The 16528-nt window shown below is 38.3% G+C and carries 17 protein-coding genes; 5 read left to right on the top strand and 12 right to left on the bottom strand.

The genetic code is table 11. From position 1 onward, the window contains the following. The first annotated feature begins 125 nt into the window (after positions 1–125). From ACI48O_RS07585 to ACI48O_RS07575, 3 genes are all read left to right on the top strand, one after another. Positions 126–758, top strand: a complete 633-nt coding sequence (locus ACI48O_RS07585; protein WP_435561126.1) for a GNAT family N-acetyltransferase — start codon at positions 126–128, stop codon at positions 756–758. 111 nt (positions 759–869) lie between these two features. After that, positions 870–1517 (top strand): acetoin utilization AcuB family protein, encoded by a 648-nt coding sequence (locus tag ACI48O_RS07580; RefSeq protein WP_435561125.1) that lies wholly within the window; start codon positions 870–872, stop codon positions 1515–1517. Further along, positions 1511–2677 carry an acetoin utilization protein AcuC gene (locus ACI48O_RS07575; protein ID WP_435561333.1) on the top strand — a complete coding sequence of 389 codons (1167 nt, stop codon included), beginning with the start codon at positions 1511–1513 and terminating at the stop codon, positions 2675–2677. The genes ACI48O_RS07580 and ACI48O_RS07575 overlap by 7 nt, the downstream gene beginning before the upstream one ends. 55 nt (positions 2678–2732) lie before the next feature. Here the strand turns inward: ACI48O_RS07575 and ccpA are convergent, their stop codons facing one another. The 5 genes from ccpA to ACI48O_RS07550 all read right to left on the bottom strand — a co-directional run bounded on the left by ccpA (position 2733) and on the right by ACI48O_RS07550 (position 6697). Further along, entirely contained in the window at positions 2733–3734 is a 1002-nt protein-coding gene (ccpA, locus tag ACI48O_RS07570) for a catabolite control protein A (RefSeq protein WP_435561124.1), read from the bottom strand. A 278-nt stretch (positions 3735–4012) separates the two neighbouring features. Beyond that, on the bottom strand, positions 4013–5089 hold the full coding sequence (locus tag ACI48O_RS07565) for a bifunctional 3-deoxy-7-phosphoheptulonate synthase/chorismate mutase (RefSeq protein ID WP_435561123.1): 1077 nt from the start codon (positions 5087–5089) through the stop codon (positions 4013–4015). A gap of 226 nt (positions 5090–5315) precedes the next feature. Further along, entirely contained in the window at positions 5316–5645 is a 330-nt protein-coding gene (gene ytxJ, locus ACI48O_RS07560; RefSeq protein ID WP_435561122.1) for a bacillithiol system redox-active protein YtxJ, read from the bottom strand. Positions 5646–5773: 128 nt separating this feature from the next. Next, the gene (locus tag ACI48O_RS07555) at positions 5774–6205 is read right to left on the bottom strand and encodes a YtxH domain-containing protein (RefSeq protein WP_435561121.1); all 432 of its coding nucleotides are present in this window, start codon (positions 6203–6205) and stop codon (positions 5774–5776) included. 24 nt (positions 6206–6229) lie between these two features. Beyond that, complete coding sequence (locus tag ACI48O_RS07550; RefSeq protein WP_435561120.1) at positions 6230–6697, bottom strand: DUF948 domain-containing protein; 468 nt, start codon at positions 6695–6697, stop codon at positions 6230–6232. 209 nt (positions 6698–6906) lie between these two features. On the opposite strand from ACI48O_RS07550, the gene ACI48O_RS07545 reads away from it, so the two are divergent. Next, positions 6907–8022 (top strand): aminopeptidase, encoded by a 1116-nt coding sequence (locus tag ACI48O_RS07545; protein ID WP_435561119.1) that lies wholly within the window; start codon positions 6907–6909, stop codon positions 8020–8022. A 261-nt stretch (positions 8023–8283) separates the two neighbouring features. On the opposite strand, the gene murC is transcribed toward ACI48O_RS07545, so the two are convergent. From murC to ACI48O_RS07510, 7 genes are all read right to left on the bottom strand, one after another. After that, on the bottom strand, positions 8284–9588 hold the full coding sequence (gene murC / locus ACI48O_RS07540) for a UDP-N-acetylmuramate--L-alanine ligase (RefSeq protein WP_435561118.1): 1305 nt from the start codon (positions 9586–9588) through the stop codon (positions 8284–8286). 161 nt (positions 9589–9749) lie between these two features. Next, complete coding sequence (locus tag ACI48O_RS07535) at positions 9750–12245, bottom strand: DNA translocase FtsK (RefSeq protein WP_435561117.1); 2496 nt, start codon at positions 12243–12245, stop codon at positions 9750–9752. A gap of 131 nt (positions 12246–12376) precedes the next feature. After that, positions 12377–13168 (bottom strand): DUF1444 domain-containing protein, encoded by a 792-nt coding sequence (locus ACI48O_RS07530; protein ID WP_435561332.1) that lies wholly within the window; start codon positions 13166–13168, stop codon positions 12377–12379. Positions 13169–13172: 4 nt separating this feature from the next. Next, positions 13173–13487: a thioredoxin family protein gene (locus ACI48O_RS07525; RefSeq protein ID WP_435561116.1), complete on the bottom strand. Its 315-nt coding sequence runs from the start codon at positions 13485–13487 to the stop codon at positions 13173–13175. A gap of 175 nt (positions 13488–13662) precedes the next feature. Next, positions 13663–14187 (bottom strand): hypothetical protein, encoded by a 525-nt coding sequence (locus ACI48O_RS07520; RefSeq protein ID WP_435561115.1) that lies wholly within the window; start codon positions 14185–14187, stop codon positions 13663–13665. Between the two features lie 124 nt (positions 14188–14311). Continuing rightward, complete coding sequence (locus tag ACI48O_RS07515; protein ID WP_435561114.1) at positions 14312–14833, bottom strand: DUF84 family protein; 522 nt, start codon at positions 14831–14833, stop codon at positions 14312–14314. Positions 14834–14902: 69 nt separating this feature from the next. Next, positions 14903–15976: a M42 family metallopeptidase gene (locus ACI48O_RS07510; RefSeq protein ID WP_435561113.1), complete on the bottom strand. Its 1074-nt coding sequence runs from the start codon at positions 15974–15976 to the stop codon at positions 14903–14905. Positions 15977–16198: 222 nt separating this feature from the next. Here ACI48O_RS07510 and ACI48O_RS07505 point away from each other — a divergent pair, with 222 nt between their 5' ends. Beyond that, the gene (locus ACI48O_RS07505) at positions 16199–16516 is read left to right on the top strand and encodes a hypothetical protein (RefSeq protein ID WP_435561112.1); all 318 of its coding nucleotides are present in this window, start codon (positions 16199–16201) and stop codon (positions 16514–16516) included. The last annotated feature ends 12 nt before the right edge of the window (positions 16517–16528 follow it).

Here is a 16528-nt window from a genome sequence, read left to right as displayed (position 1 = left end):
TTTTTTTAATTTTTTTTAAAAATTATTTTTTTCACTGTAGAAAATTAGTTGAAAGCGCTTTATTGTTCTCCATTTTATGTATAATAGAATGAAGAACGGTTTTGATATATTTAGGTGGTGACTAAATGGAGCATAAAAAAACGTACTATGCAAAGGAAATAGAAACACTAGAAGGAATTGTCGTTATTGAGGGTCCTGTTTCTGCCGAAAAACTTGCAGAATATGATTTTCATCAAGGTTTAATCGCCTTCCGTCCTCCGAGCGAGCAGCATAAAGCTTTGGTGGAGATTGCTAGATTACCTGAAGGCAGAATCATTATCGCCCGTCACCAAAATACGATAATTGGATATGCAACCTTCCTCTATCCAGATCCCCTTGAAAGGTGGTCGGAAGGAAAGATGGATAACTTAATTGAGCTCGGTGCTATCGAAGTCATTCGAGAGTTTCGAGGCTGCGCGGTCGGAAAGCATATCTTGATGGTGTCGATGATGGATGATGCAATGGAAGATTACATCACAATTACTACTGAATATTACTGGCATTGGGACTTGAAGGGCACCGGTTTAAATGTTTGGGAGTATCGAAAAATTATGGAGAAAATGATGAATGCCGGCGGACTCGAATGGTACGCCACGGATGACCCTGAAATCAGTTCCCATCCAGCGAATTGCTTAATGGCTAAGATCGGCAAGCGGGTTGACCAAGACTCGATCCAACGATTTGATCGGTTAAGATTTATGAACCGCTTTATGTATTAATCAAGTTCGGCTCTATCTGTTCATATGATTGCATTATAATTCAGTCAGCTGTTTTTGCATAGTATTTTTAGAATAATATTTCTGAATAATGAAAAAAGGAGGGTTCTATCCATGATAGTTGAGGAAATAATGAAGACAGATGTAGCTACATTAACAACCGTGAACACCATTGCTGATGCAATTGAGTTAATGGGAAGCAAAAATATCCGTCATATTCCCATCATTAATGAACAGCAAAATGTAGTTGGTTTAGTAACGGACCGTGACATTCGTGATGCAAATCCTTCCATATTTTATGCGGAAGAACATCGGGATATTTTAGAAAAGCCACTACATACAATTATGCAAACAAATATTATTACGGGGCATCCCCTTGATTTTGTTGAAGAAATTACCGCCGTATTTTATGAACATCATATTAGCTGCCTGCCTATTGTGAAAGAAAATAAGCTAGCCGGAATCTTAACAGAAACCGACTTGTTAAGAACATTAGTTGAGCTGACCGGGGCACATCAGCCTGGTTCCGTTATAGAGGTAAGAGTTCTGAATATGACAGGTGTACTAAGTGATGTTACAGCTGTTATAAAGAAGCGTAATGCAAGTATTCAAAGTGTTCTCGTGTATCCAGATAAAAAGGATGAAAACTATAAGAATTTGGTAATCCGACTTCGGACGATGAATCCGATGAATATCATAGAGGACTTAAAAAAGGCAGGCCATACCGTTCTTTGGCCAAATCTACCGGGGATTTCATCATGATCGACTCCGTTTTTGTTTTTTCAAACGATCTATTAAAATACAAATTTAATAGTCACCATCCTTTTAATCAGCGGCGTCTGGAAACTACACTTGATTTAATAGAAAAACTCGGTGCCATTAATCAAGAGCAGATGGTTCAGCCACGTATTGCAACTGATGAAGAGCTCCTCCTTATCCATGATCCAAATTATATTAATGCAGTAAAATTAGCCAGTGTCGGTCAACTCTCTGAGCATGTTGCAGAAAATTATGGACTAGGTACAGAGGATACACCTGTTTTTTCAAATATGCATGATGCAAGTGCCTTTTTAGTAGGCGGGACTTTAACCGCAGTCGATTATGTAATGACAGGGAAAGCACGCCATGCCTTGAACCTCGGCGGTGGGCTTCATCATGGTTTTCGCGGAAAAGCCTCAGGCTTTTGCATATATAATGACAGTTCTGTTGCCATTAAGTATATGCAAGAAAAGTATAATGCTAGAGTTCTATATGTAGATACGGACGCCCATCACGGTGATGGAGTTCAGTGGTCATTTTACGATGATCCAAATGTTTGTACACTTTCAATCCACGAGACAGGACGCTATTTATTCCCGGGGACAGGAAGTATAAATGAACGCGGGCAAGGAACAGGGTATGGTACAAAATTCAATATTCCGTTAGATGCATTTACAGAGGATGAGTCTTGGCTAAATGCTTATACGACCGCGTTACAAGAGGTTGCAGAATTTTTCAAACCCGATGTAATCTTAACGCAAAACGGAGCGGATTCCCACTACTTGGATCCACTCACCCATTTGTCTTCAACTATGAAAATTTATCGGGAAATTCCAAAGCTTGCTCACAAAATTGCCCACCAGTACTGTGATGGAAGATGGGTAGCAGTTGGTGGAGGCGGTTACGATATTTGGCGGGTAGTCCCTCGGGCCTGGGCATTGATTTGGTTAGAAATGACAGAAAACTCAAATTGTTCCGGCAGTTTACCTGCCGAATGGGTTGAGAAATGGCAGTCAAAATCACCTGTTCCTTTGCCAACAGAGTGGGACGATCCTAGTGATTTGTATCCGCCTATTCCACGAAAAGGTGAAATCACTGAAAAAAATGCGCAAACCGTTGAAAAAGCCCTTTACCCTATTCGTAATCAAAAAACCATTAAATAATAAGTAAAAACATTTTTCCAATATATAAAAAAGCTGACACGAGTGTCAGCTTTTTTTATGCTCTTGTTGAATTCCGTTCCTCAATTCGATGCGGAAGAACAACAATTTGATTGCTAATTTCTTCATGATTCATTAACTTCGTTAATAGTCTCATCGCCACAGCACCAATATCATAAAGCGGCTGTACTACTGTTGTTAATTGTGGACGAACCATTAAGGTTAATCGCGTATTATCAGAGCTGATGACTTCAAAATCCTCTGGGATTGAAAATCCTTTATCCTCTGCGCCGTGAACCACACCAAGTGCCATTTCATCAGAACCTACAAAAATGGCTGTTGGCTTCTGGCTCGCTTCCATTAATTTCTCAAAGGCCTCGATCCCAGAATCGTAAGTGTCATCTCCTTCAACAAGAAGCTCGTCAACAAATTCAATCCCTGCCTCAGATAGCGCTCGCTTGTACCCTGCTAATTTCTTCACGCTATTGATTGGTTCATGAAGAGGACCAATCACAAATGCGACATGCTTATGACCTTTGTCAATAAATGCCTTCGTTACATCGTAAGCAGCTTGTTCATAATCGATGTTAACGGACGGAATTTTTTCAGTTTCTTCAATTGATCCGGCTAAAACAATCGGCACTGGGGATTTTTCAAATTCCTCAACATGTCCTTGTGTAATATTGCCAGACATAAAAACAATACCATCTACTTGTTTACCAAGCATTGTATTTAACAAGTGCAGTTCTTTATCCTTGTTTTGGTCTGAATTACTTAAAATGATATTGTACTTATACATCGTAGCAATATCCTCAATCCCTCGGGTTAAATCCGCAAAAAACGTACTGGAAATATCGGGAATAATAACGCCGACAGTTGTTGTTTTTTTGCTGGCCAACCCTCGAGCTACAGCATTTGGACGGTACCCTAATCGTTCAATTACTTCTAATACTTTCTTTCTTGTTGCTGGTTTGACATTTGGATTTCCATTGACAACCCTAGAAACGGTTGCCATAGAAACATTGGCTTCTCTGGCCACATCATAAATGGTAATATTCAAGACACCCACTCCTTCAATTATGCCCACAAATCATTTTTATTCTTATTAGTTTACAGCAAGTTATCCTTGATTAAACCTTTTTCTTAAGTATGTGAGATAGTAAACTTGTTTAATTATGTATTTAATCATACGATACAGCACCAATTGCCGCAATGACCTGATATGTATTTTTAAAGAATTTGTCTAAATTTCAACAAAAACGTTCGGAATTGAAAAAATATACCAGAAAAAAACCTCCTGCGGATAGCAGAAGGTTCCTACTTTTATGATAACGAAACTTACAAACGAACAAATGGTGTATCCTTTAACCCCTCAAGGAAAGCATCAAATTGTTTTAAATCCATTTGCTGAGCCGAATCGGATAGAGCAACAGCTGGGTCTGGATGAACTTCGGCCATAACACCGTCTGCACCAATTGCTAATGCTGCTTTTGCACATGGTAATAGTAGATCTTTTCTGCCGGTTGAATGTGTTACATCCACCATAACCGGTAAATGAGTTTCTTGTTTTAAGATTGGAACTGCTGAAATGTCTAAAGTATTTCTTGTAGCTTTTTCGTAAGTACGGATTCCACGTTCACATAGGATGATTTGATCATTACCTTGTGACATAATGTACTCAGCTGCATTAATGAATTCTTCAATTGTAGCAGCAAGACCACGTTTTAATAATACTGGTTTTTTCACTGCCCCAACAGCCTTTAACAGCTCGAAGTTTTGCATATTGCGAGCCCCGATTTGAATGACATCAATATAATCCAGTGCCGTCTCAACGTCAGCCGGGCTGACAATTTCACTAATAACCGCTAATCCAAATTCATCACTAACACGTTTTAAGATTTTTAATCCTTCCAAACCAAGTCCTTGGAAATCGTATGGAGAAGTTCTAGGTTTGTATGCGCCGCCACGTAAAAGCTTAAAGCCTTTTTCTTTTACAGCAGCAGCTACTGCAGCTACCTGCTCATAAGATTCAACTGAGCAAGGTCCAAAGACAAAGTGAGGAGTGCCATCACCGATTTTTACCCCTTTCACGTCCACGATTGTATTTTCTGGTTTCTTCTTACGTGAAACTAATAGAGCCTTGCGATGATCATCTTCCTGCAGTTCAAGCCCTGCTTTAAAAATTTGCTTAAACATATGTTCAATTGTAGAGTTTTCAAATGGTCCATCGTTATTTTCTTTAATTAAGTCGAGCATTTTCCGTTCACGAACTGGATCATAGCGGTTAACACCTTGTGTTTCTTTAACTCGGCCGATCTCCTGTACCAGTCTAGCTCTTTCATTAATAAGGGCAAGCAGCTGTAAATTTAATTCATCCACACGGTTTCGCAATTGGTCAAGTCCTTGATTACTCATTTTTTTAACCTCCAGGTTGTAATTTCAGTTGAATTAATTCTGTAAATTTCGTCATCACAAAATATTTAAATATTTTAATTAGGGATAATTATATCTGATAATGCTCATATTGTCACGAAAAACTTTAACGATTAAACGCTTTTAAGCTTTTAAGCATTAAAGTATTTTGAACGGTAAAGCAATTTTAGTATTTATTTCTAAAAAAAAACATCCTAAGCTGGATGTTTTACAAATTTTCTTCCCGGGACTTTTTTAGTGAATCATAAGTTATTTTCCAATGTGATGCGTGCCATAAAACCTTATTGCTTTTAAATAAGAAGGCTTGAGGAGATTCATGCTTCACTTGAAATTGCTCGGCGATATAATTGGATAATGGACGTGAATCCTGTACGGTTAAATAATAGCAATTATGATCCGGAAAATCCTCTGCGAATTTAATATACTCCTCATAGGCCGCTTGGCTAATCGGACATGTAACGCTATGTTTTAAAAACGAAAATGCTTCCCCGGACTGAATTAATTGATTAAATTGTTCTTCTGAATCTATCTTATGCAATTCAATACCTCCTTGGAATAACCAAATTAATTGAATTTCTATTGAAAAAAGCGATCAACCTTGATTTTTGAAAGGTTTTCTCGCTTAATTTCTGTAATCTTATCACTTTTCGTAACGAATCTGCAAATTTAACGATTGAGTTTTTTCTCTGTCTCATCAAATGCTTTTTTCGTTTCAGCTAACATTTGTTCGATTGAATTCAAATTGTTTGTTAAAGGGGTCTCTGCCGGAATTGCTTCGGTATTGTCCCCTGCTTCTTCAGTATTCTTTCCTCTAATTTTTGAAATAGCTTCGGAAGATTGTTGAGTAATAGATTGAGTTAATGAACTGGTTTTTTCCTTTGTTTTTTGGGCGAGGTCAGAAACCTTTACTTGCAATGAACCAGCTTTCTCCTTTAGAACTGCCGTTTGATCATTTACTGATTCACGAAGGGCGGTACCCGATTTTGGAGAAAGCCATAAAGCAGTAACAGCACCAATTACACCACCAACAATGGCACCGAGCAAAAACTCTTTTGTTCCTGTTTTTTCATTATTTTCATTCAAATGAGTACCCATCATTTGTTCCTCCCTTAACAATATTTATTAACCTCTCTCACGATGTCTTTTTTCAACTGGCTTAATTTCTAATTCCTGTTTTTGTTGTTTTTTGTTTTTCCATTTTTCCTTTAGTTCAATGAAAACATTACTCCACTGCACAATTTGCGATATTTTTTCTTGATTTTGTTCATAGCTCCGATTAACAGTGTTCGTCACGTTTTGAAGTGTATGATTAAATTTTTGAAAGGAACCCCCTACATCTTTTACTGCAGTTACCACACTGTTAAGACTTTCTGCTTTTTCTTGTATGTCATCCGCTAATGCATTCGTTTTTTTTAACAAATCGGTTGTTTCACTCATTACTCCATCAATTTGTTTTTCAAGGCCATTTAATGTTTTTGAAACACTATCAAGGGTGACTTGTAATGTTTTAAATGTCTTTGATAAGTAAATGACTAAAATTAAAAATGAAATGGCAATTAGGGCCACACTAAAATAAAGGATATTAATCACTTTCTGCACCTCCGTTGTTCTACAACTATGTTTTACCCACACGGGCGGGAATAAACCCTTCGATACTAATTTCAATAAACATTTGAGAAACTCCTTCATTCGACACACGATAATTATGAATATTTGTATGCAAATGGGTCTAATTCAACAAATTCATCGAATTAGGTTACAATAAAAAGGCATAGTGAAAAAAGTGAGGAGGAATATTGATGAAGGACCCAAGAGTCGCTAAACTGGCCAATAATTTAATTAACTATTCTGTTCGTCTTCAAAAAGGAGAGAAGGTGCTAATAGAAAACTTTGGCCTACAGCGTGAACTAGTTGTTGAACTTGTTAAGGCTGCTTATAATGCTGGTGGGTACCCATTTGTGTTATTAAAGGATCAACAGGTTGATCGCTCTCTTTTATTAGGGGCACAGGAAGAGCATTTCAACTTAATGGCTGATTATGAAGCCAATGTCATGAGTCAAATGGATGCCTATATCGGCTTACGCTCAGGAGACAATATTAATGAACATGCAGATGTGCCTGACGAAAAGATGAAGATTCATGGTAAAACAATCGGTAAAAAAGTACATAGAGATATCCGGGTGCCAAAAACAAAATGGGTTGTGTTGCGCTACCCAAATTCGTCAATGGCACAGCTGGCTAAAATGAGCACCGAGGCTTTTGAAGATTTCTATTTTGATGTATGTAATCTTGATTATGGAAAAATGGACAAGGCCATGGATAACCTGGTTGCCTTAATGAATAAAACGGATAAGGTCCGGTTAACTGGTCCTGGAACAGATTTATCTTTTTCTATTAAAGACATTCCTGCCATTAAGTGTTCTGGACAAATGAACATTCCAGATGGAGAGGTTTACACTGCGCCTGTTCGCGATTCTGTGAATGGAGTGATTACTTATAACACCCCGTCTCCTTATCAGGGATTTACATTTGAAAATGTTAAACTAACCTTTGAAAACGGAAAAATCATTCATGCAGAAGCGAATGATACGGAGCGAATTAATCGAATATTTGACACTGACGAGGGTGCTAGATATGTTGGTGAATTTGCTATCGGCATTAACCCATATATTTTACATCCAATGCAAGATATATTATTTGATGAAAAAATAGACGGAAGCTTCCATTTCACTCCTGGACAATGCTATGACGAAGCCTATAACGGGAACCACTCAGATATTCATTGGGATATGGTCAACATCCAACGTCCTGATTATGGAGGCGGAGAAATATATTTTGATGATGTATTAATTCGTAAAGATGGATGCTTTGTTTTACCTGAACTTGAAGCGTTAAACCCTGAGAATCTAAAGTAACCACTTAAAAGGAACAAAAGCGCAAGCGCCCGGGTAGCTCACGACAGGACTGGAGCACATCGACTGAGATAAAGGAAACACGAAGCGCGATAGCGATTCGATGTTGACTTAACGTAGGGAGGTGGGCGAAGTCCACTAGGAGCTGGGCGCTGGAGCTGGACGAGTCTAACTGTGCAATAGTTATCCACAGCTTTGAATTCTATAATTTCCTAAAACATGAAAAATGATGCCGTTTTGAATAAAACGGCATCATTTTAATTTTTACAATGAAGCTAATTCTTTTTCGTATGCCTCTTGAAACTTTTGAATATCTCCCGCACCCATGAAAATAATGACACTATTTTCATGCTTTCTCAACAGATTGGTTTCCTTCTCGTTTAACAGCTCAGCACCGGGGATTTTTGCTTGCAAATCCTCAATCGTTAGTTTCCCATGATTTTCACGTGCGGAACCAAATATATCACACAAGTAAACCTTATCGGCTAGATTTAAGCTTTGAGCAAATTCATCCAAGAAGGTTTGTGTTCTTGAGAAAGTATGTGGCTGAAAAACAGCAACAATATCCCGATCAGGGTATTTCTGGTTTGCGGCATCAAGTGTTGCCTTAATTTCCGTTGGATGGTGGGCGTAATCATCAATAATCATTTGCGAACCAATGCTTTTTTCAGAAAATCTTCGTTTAACCCCAGTAAAGGTCAATAATTGTTCTTTTATAATGTTTATATCCATTCCCTCATAATGGCACATAGCAATGACAGCAAGCGAGTTTAACACATTATGATCCCCAAAAGTAGGAATAGTAAATGTATCAAAGAAAGTATTGCGGACAAAAACCTCAAAGGTAGTTCCTTCAGGTGATTTCGTAATATTTCTCGCTTGGTAATCATTGTCATCACCAAATCCATAAAATAGCACAGGAACCTTCGCTTGAATCTTTTGTAAATTCCGATCATCCCCGCAAGCAATAATTCCCTTCTTTACTTGCCAAGCCATCTCTTGAAACGCAGAAAAAACATCATCAATATTGGCGAAATAATCAGGATGATCAAAATCGATATTTGTCATGATTGCATAATCAGGAAAATACGATAAGAAATGACGTCTATATTCGCATGCCTCAAACACAAAGTATTCTGCATCGGCATCGCCTTTTCCGGTCCCGTCCCCTATCAAATACGATGTTGGCTTCGCACCTTGAATAACATGAGCCAACAGACCTGTTGTCGATGTTTTCCCATGTGCACCTGTTATCGCAATGCTCGTAAATCTCTGCATAAAATCACCTAAAAAACGGTGATAGCGAACAATTGGGAGACCCTTACTTCTTGCTTCTTCGATTTCCTCATGTGTATCAGGAAATGCATTCCCAGCAATGACCGTCATTCCCGGCTGAATATTCTCCTTTTGAAACGGAAGGATCTTTATTCCAGCGTGCTCTAGGGCCTGTTGAGTAAAAAAGCGCTTTTCGACATCGGAGCCTTGAACCTCAAATTTCATATCGTGAAGAACTTGTGCAAGAGCACTCATTCCGGACCCCTTAATACCTACGAAATGGTAAATAGTCATCTAAAGAACCTCCAACAAACGTCTATCTGTAACACATTATATGAGAATGTTTCCATTTTGCTCATTTTTATTACGTCACAGCGTTATCATATTAAAACATTATACCATAATCCAGAAACAAAAATTTCACTGTCTACTATAACTGTTTAGAAAACCTTGCATTAGTTTATTTTACTACTACTATTCAATGAGTCAAGTTCATTTTCAGTAATCAGCACATCACGTGGCTTGCTGCCTCTTGCTTCAGAGATAAATCCGTTTTGTTCCATCAAATCAATTAATCGTGCAGCACGATTATAGCCAATTTTAAAACGGCGTTGCAGGCTCGAGGTTGATGCGGTACCTTGATCCACGATGAACTCACATGCTTCGCTAAATAGTTCGTCTTCTTCCTCATTTACTTGAGCTTTTTTGATGAGTTCGGACTGTTCAAATAAATATTCCGGTTCCCCTTGGCCTCGAACGTGTTCCACCACTTTGTCAATTTCGGTATCAGAAATAAACGTTCCTTGGAGTCTTACAGGCTTAGAGGTTCCATTCTCAAGGAAAAGCATATCCCCACGTCCAAGTAATTTTTCTGCACCGCTTATATCAATAATCGTTCTTGAATCGATCTGAGATGACACGGAAAACGCGATACGAGTTGGGACATTTGCCTTAATTAACCCAGTAATAACATCAACAGACGGTCTTTGCGTCGCAATAATTAAATGGATCCCACAAGCCCGTGCTTTCTGGGCTATCCGACAAACAGCCTCTTCTACATCTGCAGGTGAGACCATCATTAAGTCAGCCAATTCATCAATGATAATAAGAATGTACGGAAGCTTTTCAGAATAGCGCTTTGCACTTTCTGCTAGATCATTAAAGCGAGATATTTCCCTAACCCCAGTATGTGCAAATAACTCATACCGTCGTTCCATCTCCTCAACCGCCCATTTCAAAGCAGCCGTTGCCGCCTTCACATCGGTGATCACAGGGCTAACAAGATGCGGAATATGATTATACGGGGCCAATTCGACCATTTTAGGATCAATTAATACGAGCTTCACCTCATTAGGATTGGCTTTGTATAAAAGACTGGTTAAGATTGAATTGATACAAACACTTTTCCCTGATCCTGTTGCACCAGCAATCAAACCATGCGGCATTTTCCGAAGATCGGTAACCACTGGTTTTCCTGAAATATCAAGTCCAAGTGCCGCGGTTAACGGAGATCGACTGTTTCTAAACTCAGGACTTGTTAATATTTCACTAATTAGCACTGGGCGGCTTGAATGGTTTGGCACTTCAATCCCAATCGTGTGCTTCCCAGGAATCGGTGCTTCAATTCGGATATCCTTAGCTGCCAAACTTAGTTTGATATCATCCTGTAAATTGGTAATTTTATTTACCTTTACACCGGGATCTGGCTGAACCTCAAATCTTGTTACCGCAGGACCTTGTGTCACATTGACTACCTTGGCACCTACATTGAAATTTGCAAGAGTTTGATTTAACAATTCTTCCTGTGCTTCTAGCCATTCTCCATTCTCTTCTTGAATGACGGGTGGCATCAAAAGCTGGTCCGAAGGAAATAAATAGTTCACCGCTTCTTCATCCTGCATAATTTCTCGGTGAGGTGGATCCAATTCTATTGTATGAACGGGCTTCGCTGATTCTTTTTCTTCTGGTTTTTTAGATTCAATGGAGCGATTGAAAACCTGATTCAATTTTTCACGATCTTGTTTAAGCATTAAAACATTGAAAGGAATATGCGATCTGCTCGGCTGCCGCTCACTCTGTTTTTCTAGAACATTTTCCTTTTCGATAAATTCTTGAGACTCTTTTTCGTCTGTTTGTTCGATTGAAGTTGTATTCTGAACATCTATCGGTTCGGTTGAATGTCCTTCCATTTGAATCGGTTCAGTTGAATATCCTTCCATCTGAATCGGTTCGTAACGGACATTGACAATCTCGGCATTTTGTCGATCTTCCTTAGTTAGGGAATTAGCTTCCTCTAAGAGAATTTCTTCTAATGCTTGTGAAAGTGGGTGATTACTTTCATTTAATTCGTTTGTATCCTCTGCCAAATCAGGTTCATTGGGATTTAACTGTTTCGTTTCCAGAATATCCTCTTTTTCGAGAGTAACGGCTGCCTCATCCATTATATTTGACTCTAGTTCCGGGATAAATCCGGTTAATTCGTGTTCAATAACCTTTGTTTGTCGCGGCCTATCATATCCGTATATCGGCGAAGGAATTTCAGTCGGACGAAACGGGCCATGACGTATTTTTTCCTTTTTTGGTTTTTCTTTTTCTGGTAAGGCGATAGTTTGAATATCTGGAATGATTTCTTCTTGTCTAGTATGCCTAAGCCTCGGAGATTGCTTACGGGCAGTATCTTTTTCGTTTTCTCTCTCCGTTAATTCAGTAGGTTCAGGTTGAAGTGCATACTTCCTTTTTGGGCGATCAACCCTTTGATTTACTATAGGTTGATTTCCAAATCGTGTTAATGACTCTCTCGGATATTGATAAGCAATTTTTGCGTTCATATCCCTCGAACTGTCGTGATTCTTTGTTCCACTGTTTAATCCCGGATGTTTATGTTCTATTAAATCCTCAGCCTCGACTGAGTCTTCTTTAAAAACTCGAATAATTTTTTTAAACCATTCCACTGTTGATCAACTCTTTCTGACTCAAAGTAACATATTTATTTTAACAGGTAATCGAAAAAATACGAGATATAATCAGTGAATAAATTATTAGGTATTCAATATAAAAAGGACCACCCCAGTGATCCTTTTTATTATTTTCGTTTATTTTTCCCTAAAATAAAAATTGGTTCCAGCTCGTTATTTTCATAAAGGAAGGATAAAGCGGTTATCGGCACTCGGCCACTTGCAAAGAAACTCATTGTCATTTGAGCTAATATATCATAACCTGCTTCATTTTGCAGATCAGCTATAATCAGGACATCCTGATGTGGAACAGCCACAGCCATGGTACCGGATATTTTTTCGGACATTTCTTTTAAAAAGGCTTGATTTAATATTCTGCTGGCATCATAACCATCATTTGATCTCAGAAAATAATATTTGTTTCCGGCAACCTCGTCTTCCTTCAAGCTTATTGGTAGGGCTCTGACATTAAATAATGCTGTTTCTCGAATCCGCTCCACTGTCCAATCCTCTTGAAGCAGACTTTCATCAATAAGACGATAGGAATTTCCTAGATCTAACGCATAATAAATCCTTGTTTCGGCTGTATGGTCTTCAATCACAAACCGTACCGATTCATTTGCCTGAGTTGGAAAAGATGTCGAACGGATAACAGGGAAAATCTTATTCTCATTCCCTGTTAAGGTTACGGAATCTTCCATCGCTGACAAGCCCTCTTCAACAAAGTAGACGACCTCATCAATCGCCTGTTCCTTCTGCTCGTTCCACTTTGCCATAATGCCGGGAAGCGATACTGAGATTCCTTTACCTGTGCGAATATTTTCAATCCGAAGTTGATCTTTTTCACGGTCAAAAATAAACGTCCGGCTAGGGTGCTTTAAACGTTTCTCCAGTTCTTTTTTGATCTTTTTTGTATCCATCATATTATTTTAGTCCATTAATAAAATTTTCGATTTCCTCTTGAGTTTTTCTGTCTTTACTAACAAATCGGCCGAGCTCATGGCCATCATGGTAGGCAATAAAGCTTGGAATTCCAAATACATCTAATTCTATACAAAGGTCAATAAATTGATCTCGGTCGATATAAATGAAAGTATAATCTGAGAATTTAGCTTCAATTTCTGGTAAGATCGGCTCGATCTCTCGACAATCCTTACACCAGTCAGCAGAAAATAAAAATATGTGTTTTCCGTTATCACGTAGTTCACTAAATTGCTCATATGTTTCTAATTTTTTCATAGTCCTCACCTCTAAATTATGTTCCCAAAAGATAGGTTATTTAACTTTATTATACGATCATATCAGTAAGCTAATCAAAGAGTCTACTCTGACGATTCTTTTAGGCTTAGCAGCAATAAAAAAATACCACAGCCTTAAAGGACCATGGTATGACTATTATATGGATCATACAAAATTATTGCTTAGCTTTCGGTTCAACTTTTTTAACAGAATTTACGATATACATCATCGTCTCTGCATCCGATTTCATACTTTTCGTTTTCACTTCAGTCGTCATCTTAACTCCACCAATTCCAACCGTCACTTCTTGCTTTTCTTCATCTAACTCTTTTATTAATAAATAAGCAAATTTCCCATCTTTTTTAAAGGTTTTCTTATAATCATATTTTTTATTGTTTATCGCAGCTTGATAAACAACTTGACTATCTGGACCTTCTTGGGGATTGTAAAAAAGAATATAGGTTTTTGAACCGTTTTTTAACAAAATATTATTTTGTGACTTTTCTTTAATTTCATAACCGAAAGGCAAATAAAAATGGATATCCTTGTTCTTGTTGTTAGCCTTTTTAGAAGCATTTTTAAACGCTTCCACAACTTTGTCATTTGTAGCTTGTCGTTCTTCCTTTACATTTGCTGAACATGCGCTGAGAAGAAGAACAGAAACCATTAAAAGCAAGGCTCCTTTTAAGAGTCTTGTCATTTTTTTTCCTCCTTGCCAATACAGGTTTTAACTTTTATATCATAACTTTAAAAATAATGTAATGACAAGGTGCTGTTCTGTTTTTTTGGGGGTGCAATAGAATTTTGTCAAAAAATATACATTTTTATCGAAATTTATCCTTTAATCGGTACTGATACTGACCTAATAGCAGCTTTGTAACATGGGAAAACATTTCAGCCCGATCAATCACTCCATTGGTAAATACTCCTATCGCCCCTTCATTTTTCCTGATATTTTGCTTTTTAGTATAATCATCCATAACGGGACCAAGCTCTTCACCTGACTTTAACCGAGCAGCAATATCGTCAGGAAGTAAAATTCTTGCTCCACCTGCAATAATCGGCTGACTGTCGCCTGTCACAAGCTCACCCCAATTACATAAAAACAGGCCAAATGAAGTATCCTGCACGCCTCCTTCAAGTCCGATTCCGATATGACCTTTTCCTTGCAGTAAAGCTTCTGTGGCCCGATTAACAGCCCCCTTAATCGTCTCCTCGTCCGAAAAGGGCTGTTCACTGACTCCGGATGATACATCCACTGCTATAAACTCATGATCATCAAAGCTAAAAATTTGTTTGACCGCTTGAATCTTCACTGGATTTTTCGAACCAATTATTATTCTCATATTTTACGGCTGAACCTAATCTCCTTTATAAAGCTAAAAAAGAGGCAGCAGTATCTGCCTCCTCAGCTTTTAATAATTATTTCGAATAAAATCTACTGTCGATTGATCACATGATTTTACAAGTTTTACGAGTAATTCTTTTGCAGCAGCATAGTCATCGACATGAATGATTGAAGCATGGGTATGAATATAGCGCGAGCAAATACCAATTACAGCACTTGGGATTCCATCATTTTCTGTATGAACCTTCCCCGCATCTGTTCCACCTTGTGAAACAAAATATTGGTAAGGAATGTGGTTCGATTCCGCTGTATCAAGAACGAAATCTCGCATGCCTCGGTGAGTTACCATTGAGCGATCGAGAATCCGTAATAAAACCCCTTCACCTAAGCGGCCAAATTCCTTTTTGTCGCCCGTCATGTCGTTAGCCGGACTAGCATCAAGAGCAAAAAATAAATCGGGGTTAATTAGATGTGCGGCAGTCTGCGCTCCTCTAAGTCCTACTTCCTCCTGAACTGTTGCTCCGGAATATAGGATATTAGGGTGGCTTTCCTGTTTTAATTCTTCCAAGAGCTCAATTGCTAAACCGCAACCATAACGATTGTCCCAAGCCTTTGCTAATACCTTTTTCTTATTTGCCATCGGCGTAAAAGGACAAATCGGAACAATTTGTTGACCTGGTTTAATCCCAATCTTGATTGCATCCTCACGGTTATCTGCACCAATATCGATTAGCATATTGGTCATTTCCATCGGTTTATTTCTGGTGGACTCATCTAAAAGATGTGGCGGAATTGACCCGATAACGCCCACAACAGGACCATTATTGGTAATAATCTGCACACGTTGTGCTAATAAAACTTGGCTCCACCAACCACCTAAAGGCTGGAATCGGATCATCCCATTGTTGGTAATCGCTGTAACCATAAAACCTACTTCATCCATATGACCCGCAACCATAATCTTCGGCCCTGTTTCCGTTCCTCTTTTCACACCAAAAATACTGCCGAGTTTATCTTGAATAATTTCATCCGTGTATTTACTTATTTGCTCCCTCATAAATTGACGAACTGCGTGTTCATTTCCGGCTGCTCCAGGCAATTCCGTTAGAATTTGGAAAAGTTTAAGCGTCTGTTCATTCATTTTTTTTACTCCTTTTAGGTGAGTCGTATGTATTCATATAAACAGATATATGTTTATATTACCGAAAATTTTCTCCTCAATCCACCAATAGCATAAACGGCAATCATGAACAAATCATTTTTTGCAAACAATGATTTCGATCATCCTTTTTGATATGATTGATGTTAAGATAAACCCAATTACTCTTTGGGAAGGCATTATTTTCAAACGGGGGTTATGGATATGAACTGGAAATCATTTTTCATTGGCTTAAGCTCAGGCCTGGCTGGAGGATTGGCTGCCTATTATTTTTTGACAAATGAAGAAAGGCAGGCTTCCTCTCCAGAAAAAATCCTTGAACAAGTGAAACATTTATTTAAAGAACAAGGACCCATTAGTGGTTCGTGGATTCATATGAAAGCGGAACCTTATGAGAAAGATCAGCTGAAATATATGGTATACAAGGGCGGTATTTCCAAAAAGAATGCCGATAGCAGCGAACAATATGAATTTATTGCGGATTCAACAACAGGTACTTTATTATCCATTACCAAATTGTAAAAAAAGAAAAAG

This window comes from Neobacillus terrisolis (genome assembly GCF_051233475.1).
Taxonomy (GTDB): Bacteria; Bacillota; Bacilli; order Bacillales; family Cytobacillaceae; genus Bacillus_BU.
This window is presented reverse-complemented; position numbering and strand designations above follow the sequence as displayed.